The sequence below is a fragment of the Paraburkholderia sp. SSBN10T genome, assembly GCF_056619545.1.
The window spans coordinates 196,880-219,207 of the sequence record NZ_JBWQQI010000008.1 but is presented as its reverse complement, the minus strand read 5'-3'; the positions used below and the strand labels follow the sequence as shown (position 1 = coordinate 219,207).

Below are 22,328 nucleotides of genomic sequence, written 5' to 3'. Positions count from 1 at the left end.
GAAGTAGTCGGAATTCGCTAGAGGATGAAACGGTACAGCGGCGGCGAATTCCGTACGCTTCCCTGCGCTGGCATTATCCAGATCAGGTTCAAAGGGTATTTCTCACCCACGCAGCACGGACCTCCAACCTCCGTGCGACGCAGGACCCCCGCGTTAGCAGCGCACACGATACACCGGCCGGCCGGTGCTTGGCAACCTGTCTTGAAATGGGCGGCACGCCAGCAGAGACCGCCTTACAGGCCCGCAGGCTTATCTCTATTGGGCGGCGCATGGTGATGCGCCGCAGCATGAAAGGTGGCCGTAAAAGGAGCAAGCTGGTAGCTATCGCCAGCATGAATGGCATGCCGAACTGAGCGGCGCAGGCGCAGCATCAACCGGGAGCACGGGCAGCGTAGGCCACCCGGCACCCGCACCTTGCGCAAAAATATTTTCAAAACCGCTGTCATAACCGCCGGCCCCGTTCGACAAACGTGCAGATTTCCTCATGGAGCCTGCCATGCATCCCGTCAACCGCCGCCTTGCCGACTCGCGCTTCGTGCGTGCCGTTTCGCTGGCCGCCGCGCTCGCCGTGCTTGCCGCGAGCGGCGCCGCTCAGGCGGCTGCCTCGATGTGCACGGCGCACAGCCCGGCTCACCGGGTCGCTCTCGTGGAGCTCTACAGCAGTGAGGGCTGCAATAGCTGCCCGCCCGCGGACCGGTGGCTCAGTCAGTGGAAAGACAGCGGCGCGTCGCAGAGCATCGTGCCGCTCGCGTTGCACGTGGACTACTGGAACAGCCTCGGCTGGACCGACCGCTTTTCGCAGCATCGCTTCACCGAACGCCAGCAAAGCCTGACCGATCTCGCCGGCGGCCACACCATTTACACGCCTGAAGTCTTCGTCTCGGGCCGCGAATTGCGCGGCTGGTCCGAGCCTTCGAGCTTCGAAGCGCGCATCCACAAGGTGACCGCCGAGCCGGCCCAGGCCGATATCGCGCTGGAACTGGCTGCGCCTGCCCAAAGCCGCACCGGCTTCGGCGTCGACGCGCGTTTCACCGCGAAGGCCGCCGCCGGCGACTCGTTGAACGCCTACGTGGCGGTCTACGAAAACGCCCTGACTTCGCAGGTGCGTGCCGGCGAGAACAGTGGCGCGACGCTGCATCACGAGCGCGTGGTGCGGCAATGGATCGGTCCGGTGCCGCTCACGTCGGGCAGCGCGCAGATTCGCCGCGAGATCGCGCTCGACGCCTCCGAAGCCACGGACAGCAATGCGCAGCCGGGCAAGTTCGGCGTCGTGGCCTTTGTCGAAAACGCCGCCACCGGCGAGGTATTGCAGGTGGCGGAACTGGCGGCCTGCCATTGAAACAGACCGCCCGCAACTCCTGGAGACTCGCATGACTGCCTCTCGCACCCTGGCCGACACGGCGCCGCCCACCGCGCCAAGTCAAGGCACGATTCACCCGGTCTGGGTGCGTGTCACCCATTGGCTGAACGCGCTCGCCGCGATCGTGATGATGCTCTCCGGCTGGCGCATCTACGACGCGTCGCCGGTTTTCAAGGGCTTTATGTTTCCGCCTTCGCTCACGCTCGGCGGCTGGCTCGGCGGTGCGCTGCAATGGCATTTCGCGGCGATGTGGCTGCTGTTCTTCAACGGCTTCGTGTATCTCGCGCTCAACCTCGTCAGTGGCCGTTTCTTCCGCAAGTTCCTGCCGCTTTCGCCGCGCGCCATCCTGCACGACTTCGTCGCCGCGCTGACCGGCAAGCTCTCGCATGCCGATCTGCGGGTCTACAACGCCGTGCAGAAATTCGCCTATGTGTTCGTGGTCTGCGACCTGATCGTGCTGGTGCTTTCGGGCCTCGCGATCTGGAAGTCGGTGCAGTTTCCGCTGCTGCGCGAGCTGATGGGCGGCTACGACAACGCACGCATCGTGCACTTTTGCGCCATGTCGCTGATGGCGGCTTTCATCGCCGTGCATCTGGTGATGGTGGCGCTCGTTCCGCGCTCGCTGCTGGCGATGCTGCGCGGCCGCTAAGGAGATCATCGTGACCACGCAAGACAAGAAACCCGCCCGACGCGTCCTCGCGAGCAAGCTCGACCGTGAGTCGATCCTGATCGACGCCCGTCGCGAGCTCGCGCTGCCGTCGCGGCGCATGTTCGGCAAGCAGTTGCTCACACTCGGCGGCCTGTCGATGCTGACCGGTTGCTCGCTGACCGACGATAAATCGGTGAATGCGTTCCTGACGGCCGTCTCGCGTCTGAACGATCGCGCCCAGGCGTTCATCTTCGATCCGCAGCAACTGGCGCCCACCTACACCGAGGCGCAGATCACGCGGCCGTTCCCGTTCAACGCTTTCTATGACGTCGATTCGGTGCCCGACGTCGACGCTTCGGACTACCGGCTGCAACTCAGTGGCCTCGTCACCGGCCAGCGCACGTGGAGTCTGCCCGAACTGTATGCGCTGCCGCATGCCGAGCAGATCACACGGCACATCTGCGTGGAAGGGTGGAGCGCGATCGGCCGCTGGGGCGGCACGCCGTTTGCGGATTTCCTGCGGCGCGTGGGCGCCGACACGAGCGCGAAGTACGTCGGCTTCAAATGCGCCGACGACTACTACGAAAGCATCGACATGGCGACCGCCCTGCATCCGCAGACGCTCCTCACGTTCCAGTACGACGGCGAGCAGTTGCCGCCGAAATACGGCTTCCCGATGAAGCTGCGCATGCCGACCAAGCTCGGCTACAAGAATCCGAAGCACATCGTCGAGATGTTCGTCACCAACACCTACCCTGGCGGCTATTGGGTCGACCAGGGCTACAACTGGTTCGGAGGCTCCTGACGCGCGCGGGTTGGGCCCGACCCTCGAGCGGCAGAAGCTTCGGAAACACGCCGGCTTGACCGGCTCTCTTTATCCACATCAAACGGAGTCATCCCATGAAGAAGTACGCAATCGCAGCACTGGCCGTGGCATTTCTGACGAGCGGCACTGCCGCCTTCGCCCAGGCGAGCGGCGCCATGTCGAACGATGCGATGTCGCACGACACCATGAAGAAGGACAGCATGTCGAAAGATTCGATGTCGAAGGACACGATGAAGAAGGACGCCATGTCCAAGGACAAGATGAAGAAGGACGGCGATGCCATGGGCATGAAGCACGAAGCCTCGGGTGCGATGGCCAACTGAAGCGGCTTCATCCGGTCCGCGCAGGCGCGGCCGGGCCGGGCCGGGGTTTGGCCCCGGCCCGGCTGTGTTGCGGAAACACAATTTACGATTCTTTCATGGACGCCCAACGGCGTTCCTGCATAATGCTGCGGTGCGCGCCCAACGGTCGGCGCGCCAGGGTGTTCGCCGGTTTTGAGGCAACGCCCGCTGCCCTCAGGCGGCGCAGGGAGCACAGCGTATCGTGACGGCCCGGCCGCCTTGACCGGCCTGGTTTGCCGTTCCACGTTCTTCTCCCTGTTCGACCACCATGTTTTCCAGCCTCGCCTGTCAGGCCGCATTCGCGATGCGGCGCCCGCCATCCGGCCTTCGGGTCTTGAGCGCAGGCGCAGCGCCTCGAACGGCACGGGTGGGCTGAAGGCATGGCGCTGTCGCTTCCACACCGTTTCCCGCTTCGTCTTCCCCAGTCCCGTAACGGCCGGATCGCGCTCGCGCTCGCGGTCGTCTATCTCGTCTGGGGCTCCACCTATCTGGCCGTGCACGTCGCGCTCGGCTCGTTTCCGCCGCTTCTGCTGTCCGGCTTGCGCAACCTGTTTGCCGGGATCGGCCTGTTCGTGTTCGCCGCGCGCCGCAATCCGGTCTGGCCGGGCGTGACCGAGATTCGCAACGCCGGGCTGGTCGGCACGATGCTGGTCGGGCTCTCGAGCGGCATGCTGGCCTACGGGATGCGCACGGTCGGCACCGGCACGGCTGCCGTGATGGTCGCCACGGTGCCGCTGTTCGCGACGGTCATCGCCGCGTTCGCGGGACGCAAGATAGGGCGGGGCGAATGGTTCGCCGTCGGCCTCGGCCTCGTCGGCATTGCGATCCTCAGTCACGGCGGCGGCTCGTCCGGTTCGGCCGGCGGCAGCCTCGCGATTCTGTGCGGGGCGCTCTTCTGGGCCGGCGGCGCGCATCTGGCCGGGCGCTTGCGGCTGCCCTCGGACCTGTTCCTGTCCACCTCGCTGCAGATCGGCCTCGGCGGGGCGATGTCGACGATCGTCGCCTGGGTGTCCGGCGAGCGCATGGCCGAAGTGCACTTTCTGCCGCTGCTGGCCTTCTTCTACCTGATGCTGGTCGGCACGATGGCCGCCTATGTCGCGTACGGCTATCTGATCCGGCACACCAGCCCGATCATCGCCAGCAGTTGCATGTACGTGAATCCGGTGGTGGCGGTCGCACTCGGCGCGCTGCTGCTCGGCGAGCCGGTGACCAGCGCGACGGTGATTGCGACCGTGGTGATTCTCGCGAGCGTCGGCCTGTCGTTCTGGTTCGATTACCGGCGCCGCGGCCTCGCGTGAGGGTGGCGCGGCCGGCGCTGCGCTACAGCCGCGCCGCCAGTTCCGCGCCTTCGCGGATGGCCCGCTTCGCGTCGAGTTCGCTGGCGAGCGCCGCACCGCCGATCACGTGATAGCGTGGGCCGTCGGCGGGCGGGGTAGCCGGCTGTAGATCGCGCAACGAATCTTGCCCCGCGCAGATCACGATCGTCTCCACTTCGAGCCATTGCTCGACACCCTCGCGGGCGATCTTCAGGCCGCGCTCGCCGATCTCCAGATACGACACGCCGTCGAGCATGCGCACGCCGTTACGCGCCAGCGTCGCACGATGGACCCAGCCCGAGGTCTTGCCTAGGCCCGCGCCGAGCTTGCCCGCCTTACGCTGCAGCAGCCAGATGTCGCGCACCGGCTGCGCGGGGTGCGGCGCTTTTAACCCGCCGCGCTCGCCCACCGCGAGGTCCACGCCCCATTCGTCGAGCCATGCGTCGCGCGGTTTCGGCAGCGGCTCGCCGGCGCGATGCAGCAGAAACTCGCTGACGTCGAAGCCGATGCCGCCCGCGCCGATCACCGCGACGCTGCGGCCGACCGGCGCGCCGCGCAGCACGTCGACGTAGGACAGCACATTTGCCCGGTCGATGCCGGCAATCGCCGGGCGGCGCGGCACGATGCCGGTGGCGAGGATCACCTCGTCATAGCCGCCAGCGGCGAGCATCGCGCCATCCACACGGGTTGCGAGCCGCACTTCGACGCCGTGCCGCTGCAACTGGCTCTGAAAATAGCGGATCGTTTCGCGGAACTCTTCCTTGCCGGGCACGCGCATGGCGAGATTGAACTGCCCGCCGATGGTTGCGCTTGCATCGAATAGCGTGACGCGATGGCCACGCGAGGCGGCCACCGTCGCCGCCGACAAACCTGCCGGACCCGCACCCACCACGGCGATCGAACGCGGTGGCTGGTTGTCCGCGAGCGGCCGGTACACCAGTTCGGTTTCGCGTCCCGCGCGCGGATTGACGAGGCAGCTTGCCTTGCGGTTCTGGAACGTGTGATCGAGACAGGCCTGATTGCAGGCGATACAGGTGTTGATCTCGTGCGCGCGTCCTTCGGCGCTCTTCACCACGAAGTCCGGATCGGCGAGCATCGGCCGCGCCAGCGACACCAGATCGCCGGCGCCCTCGGCGAGCAGCGCTTCGGCAAGCTCCGGCGTATTGATGCGGTTCGAGACGATCACCGGCACCTTGACGGCCGCTTTCAGACGCGCACTGAGCGGGGCAAAGGCCGCACGCGGCACCGAGGTCACGATGGTCGGCACGCGCGCCTCGTGCCAGCCGATCCCGGTGTTGAACATCGTCACGCCGGCAGCCTCCAGCGCCTGCGCGACCTGCACGGTCTCGTCCCAGGTATTGCCGCCTTCGACCAGATCGATCAGCGAGAGCCGGTACACCACGATGAAGCGCTCGCCGCACGCGGCCCGCACGGCCTCGACGATCTCGCGCGCGAGCCGCATGCGGTTCTCGAGGCTGCCGCCATACGCGTCGCTACGCCGGTTGGTGCGCGGACAGAGAAACTGGTTGAGCAGATAGCCTTCGCTGCCCATGATCTCGACGCCGTCGTAGCCGGCGCGCTGTGCGAGGCGCGCGCAGCGGGCATAGTCGCGCACGGTTTTCGCAATGCCGGCCAGCGTGAGGGCGCGTGGCTTGAATTTCGAAATCGGCGACTTGAGCGCCGATGCGGACACCACGAACGGCTGATAGCCATAACGTCCCGCATGCAGGATCTGCAGCGCGATCTTGCCGCCCTCCGCATGGACAGCTTCCGTCACGAGGCGGTGATTGTGCAGGTCGAAGACGGAATTGAGCGTGCCGCCGAAGGGCAGCAGCCAGCCTTGCCGGTTCGGCGAGATGCCGCCCGTGATGATCAGGCCGACGCCGCCTTTGGCGCGCTCGCGGAAATAGGCGGCGAGCTTCGGGTAATGCCAGAAGCGGTCTTCCATGCCCGTATGCATCGACCCCATGACGACGCGGTTGCGCAGGGTCGTGAAGCCGAGGTCGAGTTCGGAAAGCAGGAGGCGGTAAGGCATGCGGCGGCCCTGGTAAAAGTGGGATGCGCCCGAACGATACACCGCCGGCTGGGCCGGACTGCCGAGGAAAAATTCTAATCGGCCTGGCTCATGAGCCGCCAGGCCGCTTTTCGTTCGAGACGGTCCAGGCTGGTTTAAGCGGCGCGACAAGGCCTGCTGTGCCGCCGCGCCTCGCTCGCCACGGAGCTCAGGAAGTCGCCACCGGCCGCGGCTGCCGGCGCGCATGGTTCCATCCGGCGAGCCCTGCAAACGCCAGCCCGGCGATGCTCACGCCAACCCATCCGAACGTCGACCAGACCATCGCGCCGACCGCCGAGCCTGTCGCGCCGCCGATGAAATACGCCACCATGTAGACCGTATTCACGCGGCTGCGGGCGTCCGGCGAAAGCGCGTAGATGCGCGACTGGTTGGAAATCTGCGCGGCCTGCACGCCGACGTCGAGAATGATCACGCCCACCACCAGCCCGGCGATGCTCGCGCCGGACAGGCCGAACACCACGAACGACACGGCCACCAGCCCGATCGACAGCGAGATGATCGTGCGCGGTCCGCGGCGGTCGGAGAATTTGCCGGCCAGCGGCGCGGCCAGCGCACCCGCGGCGCCGACGATGCCGAACAGCCCCGCGGCCTGCGGTCCGAGATGGAACGGCGCGCCCGCCAGCAGCAGCGCCAGCACCGACCAGAAGATGCTGAACGCCGCGAACATGCACGCGCCGGTGAGCGAGGCTTCGCGCAAGCCGGGATGCTCGACGATCAGATGCCACAGCGACACCATCAGCTTGCCGTAGGGCAGCGCCGAGGTAGGCCGGCTTTTCGGCAGGCGCAGCCAGATGACGACGGCCAGCACCAGCAACGCCACCACGGAGGCGCCGAACACCGCGCGCCAGCCGAAATACTCGGCGATGATGCCCGCCGCGGTTCGCGCCAGCAAGATGCCCAGCAACAGCCCGCTCATCACCGTGCCGACCGCGTGACCGCGGCCCGACGGCGGCGCGAGTTCGGCGGCGAACGGCACGGCCTGTTGCGCGATGGTGGCGAGCACGCCGATCGCGAGGCTGGCGCCGATCAGCACCGTGAGATTCGGCGCGCTGGCGGCGATCACCAGCGCGACACAGATGCCGGCGATCTGCAGCAGGATCAGCAGGCGTCGGTCGAAGCGGTCGCCGAGCGGCGCGAGCAGCAGCATGCCGGCGGCGTAACCGAGCTGCGTCACGGCGGGCACGGCGCCGACCCACGACGCGCTGTGCGGAAACGATTCGCGGAAATTGTCGAGCAGCGGCTGGTTATAGTAGATATTTGCCACGGAGATGCCCGCGATGGTGGCGAGCAGAAGCAGCAGCGCGCGCAGCGAGCGATCGGTGGTGGCGGGCGAGGCGGAATCGGAGGTGGACATAAGCGGCGGCGTTCGATGGACGACCAGGATGGGCAAGCTCCAGGCGAGCCGATCATACCGGAGCGGGGCGGATCGTGCTGACGCGCTGCCGATGTGGCCCACGCGGCCGGCTCGCGCGTAGCGGGTCTCTCGTACAATAGTGCCCACTGTTCGAGGTGGACTGCCAATGACGCTCGCGAAGTTCAGGTTGTCTCATGCCATTGCGGCGCGTCGTGACGCGCTTGCCGCCAGTCTTCGTCCACGCTTGCGCTACCTTCTCTCACGGCGGGCCGCCGTGTCCTGCGTCTTGATCACACTCGCGCTGCTGGCGATGCTGCCGTCCCACGCCGCACCGTCGATCGCCCAGTTCGGCCAGCCGCGCTACGCCGCCGGCTTCACCCATTTCGACTACGCGAACCCGGACGCGCCCGTCGACGGCACCCTGAGCTTTCCCAACTACAACGCCCTGCAGAGCTACGATTCGCTCAATCCGTTCCTGCTGCGTGGCGCGCCGGCCCCGGACATTCTCAACCTGATGTTCGATACGCTGATGCAGCGTAGCTGGGACGAACCGGCCTCCGAATACCCGCTGATCGCAGACGACGTTCAGGTGCCGGCGGACCTGATGTCCGCGACCTTTCACATCAATCCGGCGGCGCGCTTTTCCAATGGCGACCGCATCACGGCAGCCGACGTGAAATATTCGTTCGACCTGCTAACCAGCCCGCAAGCCTCGCCGCTCTTCAATTCCGGGTTTGCGGTGATCAGGCGCGCCACCGTGCTCGACGCGTCGACGATCCGCTTCGACTTCAGGCGTCCCGAACGCGATGCGCCGCTGATCGCGGGCGACCTGCCGGTGTTCTCGCCGAAGTGGGGCATGCGGCCCGACGGTACGCGCCCACCGTTCGACCAGATCGCCAACGTGCCGCCGATCGCCAGCGGCCCCTATCTGATCGAGCGGCGCAGCAACGACAAGACCATCACCTACCGGCGCAACCCGGCTTATTGGGCTGCGGATCTGCCGTCGCGGCGCGGCATGTTTCGTTTCGAACGCGTGACGTTCCATCTCTTCCTGGACAACTTCGGTCCGCTCGAAGCCTTCAAGGCCGGCAATCTCGACGTCAACGTCGAAGGCAGCGCCACCGTCTGGGCGCGCCGCTATGTCGGCCGGAAGTTTCGTGATGGAGAACTGAGGCAAGGCACGTTTGCCAACGGGCCGCCGTATATGCAGGGCATTCTCATCAACGTGCGCCGGCCGATGTTTCAGGATGCGAGGGTGCGCCATGCGCTGACGCTCGCGTTCGACTACGAGTGGATGAACCGGATGATGTTCTACGACCAGTACCGGCGCTCGACCAGCTATTTCGATCCTGATACGTTCGGCGCCACCGGCATGCCCGGCGCGAAGGAACTGGCGTTGCTCGAACCGTATCGCGCCAGCCTGCCGCCCGCCGTGTTCGGCCCGATGCTGAAACAGCCGTCGACGCTGCCGCCCAGCTCGCTGCGCGACAATCTGCGCGAGGCGCGCGACCTGCTGGCCGAAGCCGGCTGGCACTACCGCGACGGCGCGCTGCGCGATGCCAACGGCACGGCCATGAGCATCGAGATGCTCGACGACGAACCCGGCATGGACCGTCTGCTGTTGCCCTACATGCAGGCGCTGAACATGCTGGGTATCCAGACCCAATGGCGCGAGGTGGATAGCGCGCTATACCGGCAACGGCTCGACAGCTTCGACTTCGACATGACCACCGGCGGTTATCTGCCGATCGCCGTTCCCGGCGTCGAACTGCTGAGCCGCTTCGGCAGCGCGGCGGCCTCGGAAGTGGGCTCGGAGAATTACGTGGGGGTGCATTCGCAGGTGGTGGATGCGCTGATTCAGGCCGCGTTGTCCGCGCCAACGCTCGACGATCTCGAAGCGGCCACCCGCGCGCTCGACCGCGTGCTGATCAATGCGTATTACGTGGTGCCGGAGTTCTACGCGCCGAATGCGCGCATCGCCTATAAGGCGACCTTCGGCTGGCCCGCCGTCTTGCCGAAGTCCTATCGCGACGTGGACTGGGTCATCGACTACTGGTACGTCAAACCGCGCGGCGCCATGACGGCTGCTGCGTCGGGTGTGCCGGGGCTTGCGGCACATTGAGTGGGAAGCGCTCAGATGGCTTGCGAGTGCGCCCAATCATAAAGCCGAGCGTTTCCATGACCGGAAAAGGTCGAGCAATGCCTGCGCTTGTGTCGAGAGGGCGCCGGTCCGGCACCAGACTGCCCCGACGTCCATCGTAGGGACGGCAACGCTCAAATCCCGACGACTGATACGGTTTCCCTCCAGCGACCACGGCCGATAAACCAGGTCTGAAAGAATGGTGACGCCCTGGCCAAGGGCCACAAGACTCCTCACGGCTTCAATCGACTTGCTTTGCATACGCACGCGAGGCCGCACGCCATATTTACCCCAGTACTTTCCGACGGTCTGAATGTGTTCATCCATGTCGAGCAGGAGGTAGTCTTCCTGGGCCACGTCTTCCAGGGTCACCCGCTGAGCTTCCTGCAAGGGGTGGTCGGGATGAGTCCAGAGACGCCGCTGGGAGCGAAGCATTGTTTCGCTCTTCAGTTGGGGCAGTAATGCCGTGTTCGAGACCAGCAGCAGGGCGATGTCCAGTTCGTGGTCGACGAGGCCCTGTTCGATCGCCTGCCGGTCGCGTTCGACGATCTGAATCTCGAGGTTGGCGAAACGCTGGCTCATCGTCGATATCAGGGCGGGCATGAGATACGCCGAAATGGTCTCCGTCATGCCGATGCGAACGCTGCCGGCGAGCTGGCCAGGCTCTTCCTGGGCGGCGAGGATCGCATGGTCGACGGAAAGCGTGGCTTGCTGGACATGACGCAGGAACCGCTCGCCCGCCGGCGTCAGATGCACGCCCTTCGCATGCCTTTGAAGCAGCGGCACCCCGACTGCGTCTTCGAGATTCTGCAGGGCCACGGTCATTGAAGACTGCGAAACGTTGGACAGATTGGACGAACGGGAAATTTGACCCGTATTCGCGACAGAGATGAAGTATTCGATCTGGCGAAGCGTGATGTGCGTGGCCACGATGTCCGCCGCTGTTGGGGATAGCCGAAGGCGCGAATCATAGCACCGCGAGTCTGGCCTCGGCGGGCGCGCGGCACCGGGAAAGCAGGTATCGAAAAAGTATATATCGAGGCATGCGAAATATGAATTAGGAATCAAAATTCTGGATGCATACGATCGGGCCTGTCAACTGGAGAGGCTGCTGTGATCGAGGTTCAGGAGAAGAAGGGGTACTGCACATTGTGCCGTTCCCGGTGTGGGACGTTGAACACCGTGCGCGGCGACATGCTTCTCCAGGTACGTCCCGATACTTCGCATCCGACGGGCAGTGCGATGTGCATGAAGGGCAAGGCCGCGCCGGAGCTCGTGCATAGTCCGAACCGGGTCCTCTACCCGATGCGCCGCACGACTCCCAAAGGCTCTGCCGATCCCGGGTGGCAGCGCATGAGCTGGGAGCAGGCACTCTCCGAAATTGCCGCGAAGCTCGCGAGGTTCAAGCGTGAAAGCGGGGCAGAGTCGGTAGTATTCGGCGTCACCACGCCAAGCGGCACTCCGATGAGCGACAGCATCGATTGGGTCGAGCGCTTCATATGGTCGTTCGGTAGCCCGAATATCTGCTATGCAACCGAGATCTGCAACTGGCACAAGGATTTCGCGCACGTATTCACGTTCGGTTGCGGTATGCCGACGGCCGACTATCAGAATGCCGAAGTGATCCTGCTGTGGGGCACGAACCCGACCAACACGTGGCTCGCGCAGGCCGATGCGATCGGCAAGGGGCGGCGTAACGGCGCGCAGCTCATCGTGATCGATCCGCGGCCGACGGCGCTGGCAAGGGAGGCGAACGTCTGGATGCGGGTGCGTCCCGGAACGGATGGTGCACTCGCGATGGGCATCGCACGGCAGATGATTGCCACCGGCAATCTCGATTACGCGTTTGTCCGCGAGTGGACGAATGCGCCGTTGCTGGTGCGGGGCGATAACGGACGTTTCCTGCGCGAACGCGATTTCGATCCCGAGTCGTTGCAGAACCGTTACGCGATCTGGAACGCTTCGCGCAACCGTGTTGAACTGGTCGGCGAGGAGGCGCAAACCACCGCAGCCGATCTCGCGCTGGACGGCAACTACACGGTGTCTGTCGTGAAAGCCGGCCGTGCGGCCGCGATCCAATGCACGCCTGCATTCGAACTCTATAAAGGCGCCCTGGACGAATACACGCCGCAGCGCATCGAAGCGCTGACGGGCGTGCGCGCCGAGGATGTCGTCGCGGTAGCCGAAATGCTCGCGCCGCGTCGACGAATCGCCTATCACGCATGGTCCGGGGTCGGACAGCACACCAATGCGACTCAGACCGAGCGGGCTATCGCGACCTTATATGCGCTGACCGGTGCATTCGACACGCGCGGTTCCAACCGCGAATTCACGAAACAGCCGGCCAATGCCGTCAGCACGTATGCGCTGCTCGGTCCGCAGCAACGGGCCAAAGCGCTTGGGCTCGAGGAACGGCCGATTGGGCCGCCCGCGCAAGGATGGGTGACCGCCCGGGACGTCTATCGCGCCATCACTGAGGCCCGTCCCTACAAGGTACGTGCGTTGTTTGCCTTCGGCACCAATTTCGTCCTGTCTCAGGCAGATGCCGGTGCGGCACACGAGGCGCTTTGCGCGCTCGACTTTCATGTGCACTGCGACCTCTTCGAGACACCCTCGTCACGCTATGCGGACATTTTTCTTCCTGTGAACACGCCGTGGGAGCGAGAAGGGTTGCGTCTGGGCTTCGAGATCAACGAGAAGGCGGTCGAACTGGTGCAACTGCGGCAGCGGATGGTGCCGCCGCGAGGCGAGAGTCGTGCCGACTATGACATCGCGCTCGACCTTGCCGTGCGGCTCGGTATGGGCGATGCATTCTTCGGCGGCAGTATCGAGGCGGGATGGAACCATATCCTTGCTCCGCTGGGTCTCGATGTCGCCGAACTGCGCAAGCATCCGGGTGGAATCTATCGGCCGCTTGCCCAGCATGAGAAAAACTACTCGCTGCAAACGCCGGATGGCGTGCGAGGATTCAGGACCGAGACGCTGCGCGTCGAGCTGTACTCCGAAAAGCTCTTGCGCCACGGATATCCTCCCGTTCCAGAGTACGTACCGCCTCAGCATGGTGGCGACCCGGACGGCGACCGCGCGAAATATCCTCATGTGCTCACGTCCGTCAAGAACGGCTATTACTGTCACAGCCAGCAGCGCAGCCTTGCCAGCTTGCGCAGGCGCGCGCCTTATCCGGGCGCGGAGCTGAGCGCGCAACTCGCTGCCGAGAAGGGCATTGTGTCCGACGACTGGATCGTCATTACGACGTCGAATGGTTCGGCGCGCTTTCGGGCGCGCATCGTGCCGGAACTGGCGCGCGACGTCATCATCGCCGAGTATGGCTGGTGGCAATCGTGCGACGAAATCGGCATGCATGCGCTGCCGACCGAGGGCAAGAAAAACAGCAATTTCAGCAATCTTGTTTCGGCTGCGGCGCTGGACCCGCTTAGCGGCTCCTCACCGCTGCGCTCCACGCCTTGCGATGTGCGGCTCGACCCCTCGGTCGACCCCGCGCGACGGGTTTGGCAAGGGTTCAGGGAGTTTGTCGTGTCATCGATCGTCGAGGAGGCGCTCGGGGTGCGGACCGTCACCTTCGCCGCAGCCGACGGCGCTCCGTTACCCGACTATCTACCGGGCCAGCACGTCACGGTGCAGGTTCCCAGCCTGGGAGACGGCGGTACGGCCCGCGCTTATTCGCTGGTAGGGCCAGCCGTCGAGGACGAGCGCCGGACGTATTCGATCTCGGTGCGGCACCAGCGAGGCAAGACACCGGAAGGCGAACAGTTCGAGGGTGCGATGTCGGGCTATATCCACCGGGTATTCGAGGTCGGCCACAAGGTATCGCTTCGTGCGCCGAGCGGGACTTTCATCGTTCCCACCTCGTCGAAGCAGCCAGTGGTGATGTTTGCAGGAGGGATCGGCATCACGCCGTTTATCTGCTGGCTGGAATCGGTCAAGGATCTCGAAGGCGCTCCGGAGTCCTGGCTCTTCTATGCCAATCTGAACAGCGCGACGCATGCGTTTCGCCGGCGGATCATCGAGCTGCGCAAAAGGCTGCCGCGCTTGCGCGTCGTCAATTGCTATAGCCAGCCGCAGGACGAGGTGTCTGGCCGCGATTACGAAATGAGCGGCTATCTCACGGCCGACGTCGTCGACGAGGATCTGATCAGCCGCCGGGCGAGATTTTATTTCTGTGGCCCGGAGCCGATGATGAATTCGCTTACGGCGGGTCTCGTTGCACGTGGCGTGCCGCCGTTCGACATCTTCAAGGAGGCGTTCCGCTCGCCGTCCAAACCGCGGCTCGATCCGGCACAACGCTTTATGGTCGAGTTCATCCGTTCCGGGAAGAAGGCGCTATGGACACCTGATGATGGGAGTCTGCTTGCCTTTGCCGAGCGTCTGGGAATCCCGATGCCGAGCGGCTGCCGCGTTGGGCAGTGCGAAAGCTGTGCGGTGCGGGTGGCCGCGGGAAAGGTCGAGCACCTGTCAGGTCATGGACCGGACGAAGCGAATATGTGTTTCGCGTGCCAGGCGATACCCGCCAGCGAAGTGGCAATCGAAGCGTAAAGAGACAGTTTGATCTTGTTCGTTAATGAAGAAGGGGACCAGCATGAAGCAATTGTCTCAAACGGAAAGTACGGCGGCGCCCAAGGCGGAGTTGGCCGGCAAGCTCGAGCGCATGGCGGCGGGAGTGACGCGATGGTCGGAGAGGTGGTTTCCGGACGCGTATATCTTTGCGGCGATTGCGGTCGTTGTCGTCGCCCTTGGAGCCCTGGCTATCGGCGCCCCGGTTCAGCGCGTGGGAATCGCCTTTGGGGACGGCTTCTGGAGCCTGATTCCGTTCACGATGCAAATGGCCGTCGTGGCCATTTCGGGCTATGTCGTCGCGGTTTCGCCGCCGGCTTCCCGGGTGATTGCGTGGCTTGCCCGACTGCCGTCGGGGGGACGAGGCGCCGTTGTTTTCGTTGCCTTGGTCAGCATTCTTGCGTCGCTGTTCAATTGGGCGATTAGCCTGATTTTCAGCGGTCTTCTGGTTCGGGCGCTCGCGCAGAGAAAGGACTTGCGGCTGGATTACCGGGCCGCGGGCGCGGCCGCTTATCTTGGCATGGGCGCCACGTGGGCGCTGGGTCTCAGTTCGTCGGCGTCGCAATTGCAGGCAAACCCCGACAGCTTGCCAAAGGCGCTGCTGGCGATCACGGGTGTGATCCCTTTCTCGGAAACGATCTTCCTGCCGCAGTCGATGCTGATGGTCGCGGTATTGACCGTGGCGTCGCTGCTGATCGCCTGGCTTTCCGCGCCGCAGGGCGATCGTGTGAAGACTGCCGCAGAGTTGGGCGTTGTCCTCGACGATGGGGGGCGCCTGCTCGAGAAGCCGTCGCGTCCGGGCGACTGGCTTGAATACAGCCCCCTTGTCACGATCCTGATTGTCGCGCTCGGTGCGCTTTGGACATGGCACGAGTTCACGACGAAGAACCCGGTGCTTGCCATTTCAAACCTGAATACCTACAACTTCGTGTTTCTGTTGCTAGGCATGCTGCTGAACTGGCGCCCGCGACGCTTTCTGAATGCGGTGGCCAGGTCGGTCCCTTCTACCGCCGGCGTATTGATTCAGTTTCCGCTCTATGGAGGAATCGCTTTCATCCTCACCAAGGCTGCGGCTCCGTCGGGCCTGCCGTTGGCGGAGCACCTGTCGCAGTTCTTCGTGGCCATTTCCTCGCATGCCTCTTTCCCGGCGGTGATGGGGGTCTATTCGTCGATTCTGGGCTTCTTCGTCCCATCCGGCGGCGGAAAATGGATTATCGAGGCACCCTACGTAATCGAGGCGGCGAAAACCCTCAACGTGCATCTTGGCTGGGCGGTTACGGTGTACAACGCAGCGGAAGCCTTGCCGAACCTGATCAATCCGTTCTGGATGCTGCCGCTGCTTGGCGTCTTGGGGTTGCGGGCACGTGATGTGGTCGGCTTTACGTTCACGCAGTTCGTTGTCCACCTTCCGCTGGTGATCTTTATGCTGTGGGCGCTCGCCGGGACGCTGGCATACCATCCGCCCGTCATGCCGTAAGAGCCGCAAGCGGGCCTTTGAGGGCGGATGGGGCGTGCTTCGTGGCGGCTTCCCGGCCGCTTCCTGGCCGCTTGCTAATCGATCAACGCGCCTTCGGGCTCATAGAACGGATACGGTCCCTCAGCGGCATCGACATACCCGTGATGCGTCACCAGCCCGCTCGCCGCGTCGTAGCGATGCAGCGCGAAGGCGGGCGGTTCGAGCCTGAACGCGGACGGCGCGTCCGTGCGCAAGTCGAGCGCGACCTGATGCGCGGGCGCCGGCACCGCCGAGGCGATCGTGCCGCCGAAGCGCACGAACATCGGCCGGTGCACATGGCCGCAGATCACCCGCTCGACATTCGGATGGCGCGCGATCAGCGCCGCCAGTTGCTGCGCTGCCTGCGGTTCGAGGCGCAGCGCATCCATATGTCCGATGCCGCACTCGAACGGCGGATGGTGCAAGGCGACGATCACCGGCTTGCCTCGTGCTTCATCGAGTTGTCCGGCGAGCCACGCAAGGCGCGCCTCGCACAGGTTGCCCGCGCTTTGGCCGGGCACGATCGAATCGAGTGCGATCAGGCGCAGCGGACCGAGATCGGCCGCGTAATGCACGAACTCGCCGCCCGTGCGCAACTCGGCGCGCTCGCTGAACGCGTCGCGCAGCGCCGTGCGGTCGTCGTGATTGCCGACCAGCAGGTAGTAGGGAATCTCGAGCGGCGCGAGCAATGCCTTCAGGTGTGCGTATTGCTCCGGGTCGCCCTGGTCGACGAGGTCGCCGGTCATGACGACGAAGTCGGGCCGCGGTTCGAGCGCATTGAGCGCCGCGACGCAGCGGGCGAGGGCGGCGCCGGTGTCGACGCGGCGGTAAGCGAGCGCGCCGGGCCGTTTGATATGCAGGTCGCTGATCTGGGCTAGCAACATGGGGATGTCCTTATGGGTTCGTCAAGGTCACGATAGCGCAATCAGCGCTTCGGGCGCGATTGAAATGCCGACCGGCGTGCCGCGCGCCAGTTCGACGCGGCCCGCGACGTCGACGACGAGCGCGTCGGGCGCCGCGCCGCCGATCGTCAGCCGGGTGCGCTCGCCGAGAAACGCGGCGCCTTCGATGGTGCCGCGCAGATGGGCGCTGGCCGGATCGGCGAGGTAGGCGTCTTCGGGCCGGAAAAACAGTTCGTGTTGCCCGGCCGCGGGCGCTCCCGCTGCGCCGAATGGCAGCGGCAACGGCAGCGGCACCGCGCCGCCCGTGGTGGTCAGCACGCCGTCGCGCCGCTCGCCGGCGAGACGGTTGATGGTGCCGACGAACTGCGCCACCGTACGATTGGCCGGCCGGTAGTAGATATCGCGCGGCGTGCCGATCTGTTCGATCCGGCCGGCGCTCATCACGACGATGCGGTCGCCCAATTCCATCGCCTCGGCCTGGTCGTGCGTCACATAGACGGTGGTGATGCCGAGCTCGCGCAGCAGCGCATTCATCTCGCTGCGCAAGGCGTCGCGCAAGCGGGCGTCGAGCGCAGTCAGCGGTTCGTCGAGCAGCAGCACGCGCGGCTGCATCGCCAGCGCGCGGGCCAGCGCGACACGCTGGCGCTGGCCGCCGGAGAGCTGATCGATGGGTTTGTCGGCATGGGCGGTGAGCCGCATCATCGCGAGCAGTTCGTCCACGCGCTGCTGCGCGATCTCGGCTGCGACGCGCTTGATCTTCAGCCCGTAGCCGATGTTGCCGCGCACGGTCAGGTTCGGAAACAGCGCGTAGCTCTGGAACACCATGCCCACCTGGCGCTTCTCGATCGGCAAGGCGGTGACGTCGTCCTCGCCGAAGGCAATCCGGCCACCCGCGTCAGGCGTTTCGAGGCCGGCGATCATGCGCAGCGTGGTGGTCTTGCCGCAGCCGGACGGTCCGAGCAGCACGAGGGTTTCGCCGGCGCCGATCTGCAGGTCCAGCGGCTCGAGCACACGGGTGCCGCGAAACGTCTTGGCGCATTGCGTGAGCGTGATGGGAACGGGAGCGAGTTTCATGGCGTGTCGTTGGAACGGGTTGAACGTGCCGGCGCCGCGTTGCCGCGGGCGGGCCTGCTGCTGCGCTGGCCGGTGGCGTCGACGCCGAGCCACTGCATGGCGACCAGCAGCGGCATCGTCATGATGAAAAACAGGATCGTGTAGGCGCTGCCGATCTCGATGCGCAGCGACGCGTAGGTGTCAGCAAGACCCACGGGCAGCGTCTTGGTGTCGGGCGTGTGCAGCATCCAGGTGAGGTTGAATTCGCCGATCGAGAGCGTCAGCACCGCCAGTGCGCCCGCGACGATACCCGGGCGCACGTTCGGCAGCACGATGGTCAGGAAGCGCCGCGTGAAGCCCGCGCCGAGGCTGGCGGCGCCTTCTTCGAGGGTGCGCAGGTCGGCGCTCGCACAGACGGCGGCGACCGCGCGGACCATGAACGGCAGCGTGAACACGACATGGCCGGCCACGATGAACCAGAGGCTCATGCGGAACATCGTGAAGCCGCCGTAGACCACCAGCAGCGCGAGCGCCGACGCGAGACCGGGCAGGGCGATAGGCAGCACCAGAAACTCTTCGACGATGCGCGACAGGCGCGTCTTGCTGCGCGCCAGCACATAGCCCGCCGGCACGCCGGTCAGCAGCGTGATGACGAGCGTCGCCGCCGCGACTTCGAGCGACAGGAGCACCGAGCCGTGATACTGCGTCCACACTTCGCCGAGCCAGCGCAGCGTGAGGCCGCTCGAGATGCCCTTGAAGTAGTTGACGGTGAGCCCGGCCATGATCGACATCACGACCGGCACGATCAGAAACGCGCACAGCAGCAGCGTCACGAGCCACTGGCCGGCCGCGAGCAGCGTGCGCGACGACAGGCGCGGCAGGCCGCGGCGCCGCGCCGTCGGTGCCGAGGGCGGCGCGGCCGGCGGCCGGGCGGTATGGGTCACGGAATTCATCGGAATGTTTTCATACGGATTGAGAGCGGTGCTTTACCTAAGCGCTCGCGGCGACAGCCGAGCCGGTGATGTTGCGCGCCAGCGCCAGCACCAGCCACGTCACGAGACCCAGCACGATCGACAGGCCCCCGGCCGTCACCATGTTCGCGTTCAGCGTGAACTCGGTGTAGATGGTCATCGGCAGCACGTCGATATCGGTGGCGAGCGTAAAGGCCGTGCCGAATGCGCCCATCGAGGTCGCGAAGCACACCGCGCCGGCGGCGATCAGACCGGGCGAGAGCGCGGGCAGCACGATGTCGCGCATGATCTGCCACGGCGACGCGCCGAGCGAGCGGGCCGCTTCTTCGAGCGATGCATCGAGCTTGGTCGCCGAGGCCATCACCGTGACGATCACGCGCGGGATCGAGAAGTACAGATAGCCTAGAAACAGGCCGCTCATCGAATACGCGAAGACCCAGCGGTCGCCGGTCAGTTTCAGCGACAGCGCGCCGACCAGCCCCTGGCGCCCCGCCAGCATGATGACCATGAAGCCGACCACTACGCCGGGAAACGCCAGCGGAAACGTCAGCAGCGCCAGCAGCGTGCGCTTGCCCGGAAACTCGCGCCGCGCCAGCAGCAGGCCGGAGATCACCGAGAGCACCAGCGTCGTGGCCGTGACCGCGGCGGAGAGCAGCACGGTCGCGCCGAGGCTCGTCATGTAGCGCGCGTTGGTGAGCAGCGCGCGATACGTCTCGAACGCATGACCGTTGCCGCTCAGTTGCGCGAGCGCGCCCATCGGCAGCAGCCAGAACGCGATGAAAACCGCCAGCGCCGGCGCGATCAGGGCGATGCGCCAGCGCAGCGGGAACGTGACATCGTTCAATGCATCACCTGCAGATACTGTTCGCCGAAGCTTTGCTGCTTCTCGGCCATCTTGCCGAAATCGACCGGCTTGGCGCGCGCGTAATCGCCGGCGGGCAGGAACTTCGAGGCTGCCTCCGGGCTCATCGCATTGGCGCGGACCGGACGCAGATAGGCATTGGCCCACAGCTTCTGGCCTTCGTCGGAGAGCACGAAGTCGAGCACCTTCTTGCCGTTCGCTTCGTGCGGCGCGCCCTTCACGAGGCTCATCACGTACGGCACCGAGATCGTGCCTTCGGTCGGAATCACGAATTCGACGTTGGCCTGATCCTTGTACCTGGCGCGGTAGGCGTCGAAGTCGTAGTCGAGCAGGATCGGAATTTCACCGGAGAGCACGCGCGCATAGGCGGTCTGCTTCGGCACGATCGGCGCGTTGGCCTTGAGCTTGCGGAACCAGTCGAGACCCGGCTGGAAATTATCGAAGCTGCCGCCCAGCGCCTGGTTGACCGCCACCGCACCCGCATAGCCGACAAACGCACTCGACGGATCGAGGTAGCCGATCATGCCTTTGTACTCGGGCTTGAGCAGGTCGGCCCACGAACGCGGCACCGGCTTGCCTTCGAGCGCATCCTTGTTGACGAAAAAGCCGAGCGTGCCCGAATGGATCGCGAACCAGTAGCCTTGCGGGTCCTTCATGTTGGCGGGGATGTCGTCCCAGTGAGCCGGCTTGTACGGCTGGATCACGCCTTTGTCTTTCGCCTGGAAGGCCGACGATACGCCGAGGTACACGACGTCCGCCACCGGGCTTTTTTCCTCGGCCATCAACTGGGCGATGGCCTGGCCGGAGTTCTTGTTGTCGAACGGCACGCGAATCCCGGTTTTGGCCTGGATGGCCTTGATCTGGCTGGCCCAGTCGGCCCATTCGGGCGGGCAGTTGTAGCAGATCGCGGTTTCGTCGGCATGGGCCGCGAGCGGCGTGACGAGCCCCGTCAGCGCCGTGGCGCAAAGCGCCGAGGCTGACAGCATGCTGACGCCCGTGCGTCTGATGGTGCTTAGGGCGCCGGTGAAGGCGCCGCTCAGGGAGTGCAGCAGAGGACCAAAACTGGAGGAACGGCGGGTCACAGCGAATCTCCTTGGAAGGAAAGGTGCGAGAGGCGTTGCGTTACACGGTAGTACTGCGGCCGGACGTGAAAAGCGGTCGGCCGCGTGGCGATAAAGGCAAGGACTTGGGCCCGCGCGTGAGCGAATGCGTCAGTCAGCACGCACGCGCGAGCATCGACGCGAGCCGTCACGTCAGCGGTTGCATCGAGCGCACACGCTGCGTTTCATTGGTGCTCGAAATCGCGGCGATGGTGGCGCCTTCGCGCAGCGAGTGCGGCAGCGTGAGCGACAGCGAAGCGTCCGTATAGGTGCCGTCGATGCGCGCCAGCAGCCGTTGCCAGGCCGCGCAGCCGATCTCGCGATTCGGCGCGCAAATGCTGGCGAGCGGCGGCTGCAGCAGCTCGCCCATGGCGAGGCCGTCGAAGCCGAGAATCGACATGTCGGCCGGGATCTGCAGGCGCGCCCGGCGCAGGCCACGCATCACCACCATCGCCAGCAGGTCGTTACTGCAAAAGAGGGCGGTGGGGCGGTTCGGGCCGCTGGTCAGATGCGCGAGCACGGACGGGGCTAGTTCGTCGGCGTTGAAATCGATTTCAAGCGCCGGGGTGGGCGTGAGCCCGGCCTGCTGCATGGCCTGCGTGTAGCCGAGGTGGCGCAGGCGCGCGCGGTCCGAGGCGGCCAGCGTGCCGGCCAGCATGAGGATGCGGCGATGGCCGTGGGCGATCAGCATGCGCACGCCGTCGTGGGCGGCGAGGCGGTTGTCGACCGAAACCGACGGACGGCGTACCGTATCGTTATGCATCAGCACGTAGAGCAGGCCGGCGCGATCGAGTTCGTCCAGCAGCGGATGGGTATCGGCGTCGGCCACCGTCAGGATCAGGCCTTCGACGCGATGTTCGCGCAGCGTTTCGATGGCGTGGCGCTCGCGGTCGGCGTCGTACTGGGTGGTCATCAGCATCAGCCGGTAGCCTTGCGCGGAGGCCAACTCGTCGATGCCTTGCAGGCACTCGGCGAACACCGGGTTGGCGAGCGTGGGCAGCACGACGCCGATCAGGCGGGTGCGCTCGCCGCGCAACTGGCGGCCGAGCGGGCTAGGGCGAAAATTGAGGGCGTCGATCGACTGGCGGACCTTGTCGAGCGTCACGGGGTTGACGGTGTGCGGCGCGTTGATGGCGCGCGAAACCGTGGCAATCGAGAAGCCTGCGTGTGCCGCAACATCCTTGATGGTGGGGGTCATCGCTGTGGTTTCCGCTCGGGTTGTAAACGTTTTCGTGAGGGGAATTATCAGGACCCTTTGTGACTGCGCGATGAATCGGGTGGCATGGCAAGGCGTGCGTTTGGTGCAGCCGCGG

At 65.3% G+C, this 22,328-nt stretch carries 17 protein-coding genes and 1 riboswitch; of the genes, 8 read left to right on the top strand and 9 right to left on the bottom strand.

Annotated elements, in window-relative coordinates; genetic code table 11:
- Positions 1 to 41: 41 nt before the first annotated feature.
- Positions 42 to 160, bottom strand: a riboswitch (TPP riboswitch).
- Positions 161 to 496: 336 nt separating this feature from the next.
- The 5 genes from AC1ECK_RS15295 to AC1ECK_RS15275 all read left to right on the top strand — a co-directional run bounded on the left by AC1ECK_RS15295 (position 497) and on the right by AC1ECK_RS15275 (position 4,474).
- The gene (locus tag AC1ECK_RS15295) at positions 497 to 1,339 is read left to right on the top strand and encodes a DUF1223 domain-containing protein (RefSeq protein ID WP_480320490.1); all 843 of its coding nucleotides are present in this window, start codon (positions 497 to 499) and stop codon (positions 1,337 to 1,339) included.
- A gap of 31 nt (positions 1,340 to 1,370) precedes the next feature.
- Positions 1,371 to 2,009, top strand: a complete 639-nt coding sequence (locus tag AC1ECK_RS15290; protein WP_480320488.1) for a cytochrome b/b6 domain-containing protein — start codon at positions 1,371 to 1,373, stop codon at positions 2,007 to 2,009.
- Positions 2,010 to 2,019: 10 nt separating this feature from the next.
- Positions 2,020 to 2,814, top strand: a complete 795-nt coding sequence (locus AC1ECK_RS15285; RefSeq protein WP_480320486.1) for a molybdopterin-dependent oxidoreductase — start codon at positions 2,020 to 2,022, stop codon at positions 2,812 to 2,814.
- Between the two features lie 95 nt (positions 2,815 to 2,909).
- Positions 2,910 to 3,158 carry a pentapeptide MXKDX repeat protein gene (locus AC1ECK_RS15280; protein ID WP_480320484.1) on the top strand — a complete coding sequence of 83 codons (249 nt, stop codon included), beginning with the start codon at positions 2,910 to 2,912 and terminating at the stop codon, positions 3,156 to 3,158.
- Positions 3,159 to 3,556: 398 nt separating this feature from the next.
- A complete protein-coding gene (locus tag AC1ECK_RS15275; protein WP_480320482.1) occupies positions 3,557 to 4,474 on the top strand; it encodes an EamA family transporter in 918 nt (305 codons plus the stop codon).
- A gap of 22 nt (positions 4,475 to 4,496) precedes the next feature.
- On the opposite strand, the gene AC1ECK_RS15270 is transcribed toward AC1ECK_RS15275, so the two are convergent.
- Positions 4,497 to 6,527: a 2,4-dienoyl-CoA reductase FMN-binding domain-containing protein gene (locus AC1ECK_RS15270; RefSeq protein ID WP_480320480.1), complete on the bottom strand. Its 2,031-nt coding sequence runs from the start codon at positions 6,525 to 6,527 to the stop codon at positions 4,497 to 4,499.
- A 187-nt stretch (positions 6,528 to 6,714) separates the two neighbouring features.
- Positions 6,715 to 7,920: an MFS transporter gene (locus tag AC1ECK_RS15265; protein WP_480320478.1), complete on the bottom strand. Its 1,206-nt coding sequence runs from the start codon at positions 7,918 to 7,920 to the stop codon at positions 6,715 to 6,717.
- Between the two features lie 166 nt (positions 7,921 to 8,086).
- Here AC1ECK_RS15265 and AC1ECK_RS15260 point away from each other — a divergent pair, with 166 nt between their 5' ends.
- A complete protein-coding gene (locus tag AC1ECK_RS15260) occupies positions 8,087 to 10,042 on the top strand; it encodes an extracellular solute-binding protein (RefSeq protein ID WP_480320476.1) in 1,956 nt (651 codons plus the stop codon).
- A gap of 36 nt (positions 10,043 to 10,078) precedes the next feature.
- Here the strand turns inward: AC1ECK_RS15260 and AC1ECK_RS15255 are convergent, their stop codons facing one another.
- Positions 10,079 to 10,990, bottom strand: coding sequence for a LysR family transcriptional regulator (locus tag AC1ECK_RS15255; RefSeq protein WP_480320474.1), 912 nt, complete (start codon positions 10,988 to 10,990; stop codon positions 10,079 to 10,081).
- Positions 10,991 to 11,176: 186 nt separating this feature from the next.
- Between AC1ECK_RS15255 and AC1ECK_RS15250 the strand changes: the two genes are divergently transcribed.
- Both AC1ECK_RS15250 and AC1ECK_RS15245 read left to right on the top strand, forming a co-directional pair.
- Complete coding sequence (locus tag AC1ECK_RS15250) at positions 11,177 to 14,614, top strand: molybdopterin-dependent oxidoreductase (RefSeq protein ID WP_480320640.1); 3,438 nt, start codon at positions 11,177 to 11,179, stop codon at positions 14,612 to 14,614.
- Between the two features lie 43 nt (positions 14,615 to 14,657).
- Complete coding sequence (locus AC1ECK_RS15245) at positions 14,658 to 16,109, top strand: short-chain fatty acid transporter (protein ID WP_480320472.1); 1,452 nt, start codon at positions 14,658 to 14,660, stop codon at positions 16,107 to 16,109.
- Between the two features lie 74 nt (positions 16,110 to 16,183).
- Here the strand turns inward: AC1ECK_RS15245 and AC1ECK_RS15240 are convergent, their stop codons facing one another.
- The 6 genes from AC1ECK_RS15240 to AC1ECK_RS15215 all read right to left on the bottom strand — a co-directional run bounded on the left by AC1ECK_RS15240 (position 16,184) and on the right by AC1ECK_RS15215 (position 22,213).
- Complete coding sequence (locus tag AC1ECK_RS15240; RefSeq protein ID WP_480320470.1) at positions 16,184 to 17,011, bottom strand: phosphodiesterase; 828 nt, start codon at positions 17,009 to 17,011, stop codon at positions 16,184 to 16,186.
- 27 nt (positions 17,012 to 17,038) lie between these two features.
- Positions 17,039 to 18,103: an ABC transporter ATP-binding protein gene (locus AC1ECK_RS15235; RefSeq protein ID WP_480320468.1), complete on the bottom strand. Its 1,065-nt coding sequence runs from the start codon at positions 18,101 to 18,103 to the stop codon at positions 17,039 to 17,041.
- On the bottom strand, positions 18,100 to 19,035 hold the full coding sequence (locus AC1ECK_RS15230; protein WP_480320466.1) for an ABC transporter permease: 936 nt from the start codon (positions 19,033 to 19,035) through the stop codon (positions 18,100 to 18,102). Before AC1ECK_RS15230 ends, AC1ECK_RS15235 begins: the two co-directional genes overlap by 4 nt.
- A 37-nt stretch (positions 19,036 to 19,072) precedes the next feature.
- A complete protein-coding gene (locus tag AC1ECK_RS15225) occupies positions 19,073 to 19,897 on the bottom strand; it encodes an ABC transporter permease (protein ID WP_480320464.1) in 825 nt (274 codons plus the stop codon).
- Entirely contained in the window at positions 19,894 to 20,901 is a 1,008-nt protein-coding gene (locus AC1ECK_RS15220) for an ABC transporter substrate-binding protein (RefSeq protein ID WP_480320638.1), read from the bottom strand. The genes AC1ECK_RS15225 and AC1ECK_RS15220 overlap by 4 nt, the downstream gene beginning before the upstream one ends.
- A gap of 262 nt (positions 20,902 to 21,163) precedes the next feature.
- Positions 21,164 to 22,213: a LacI family DNA-binding transcriptional regulator gene (locus tag AC1ECK_RS15215; protein WP_480320462.1), complete on the bottom strand. Its 1,050-nt coding sequence runs from the start codon at positions 22,211 to 22,213 to the stop codon at positions 21,164 to 21,166.
- Positions 22,214 to 22,328 lie beyond the last annotated feature (115 nt).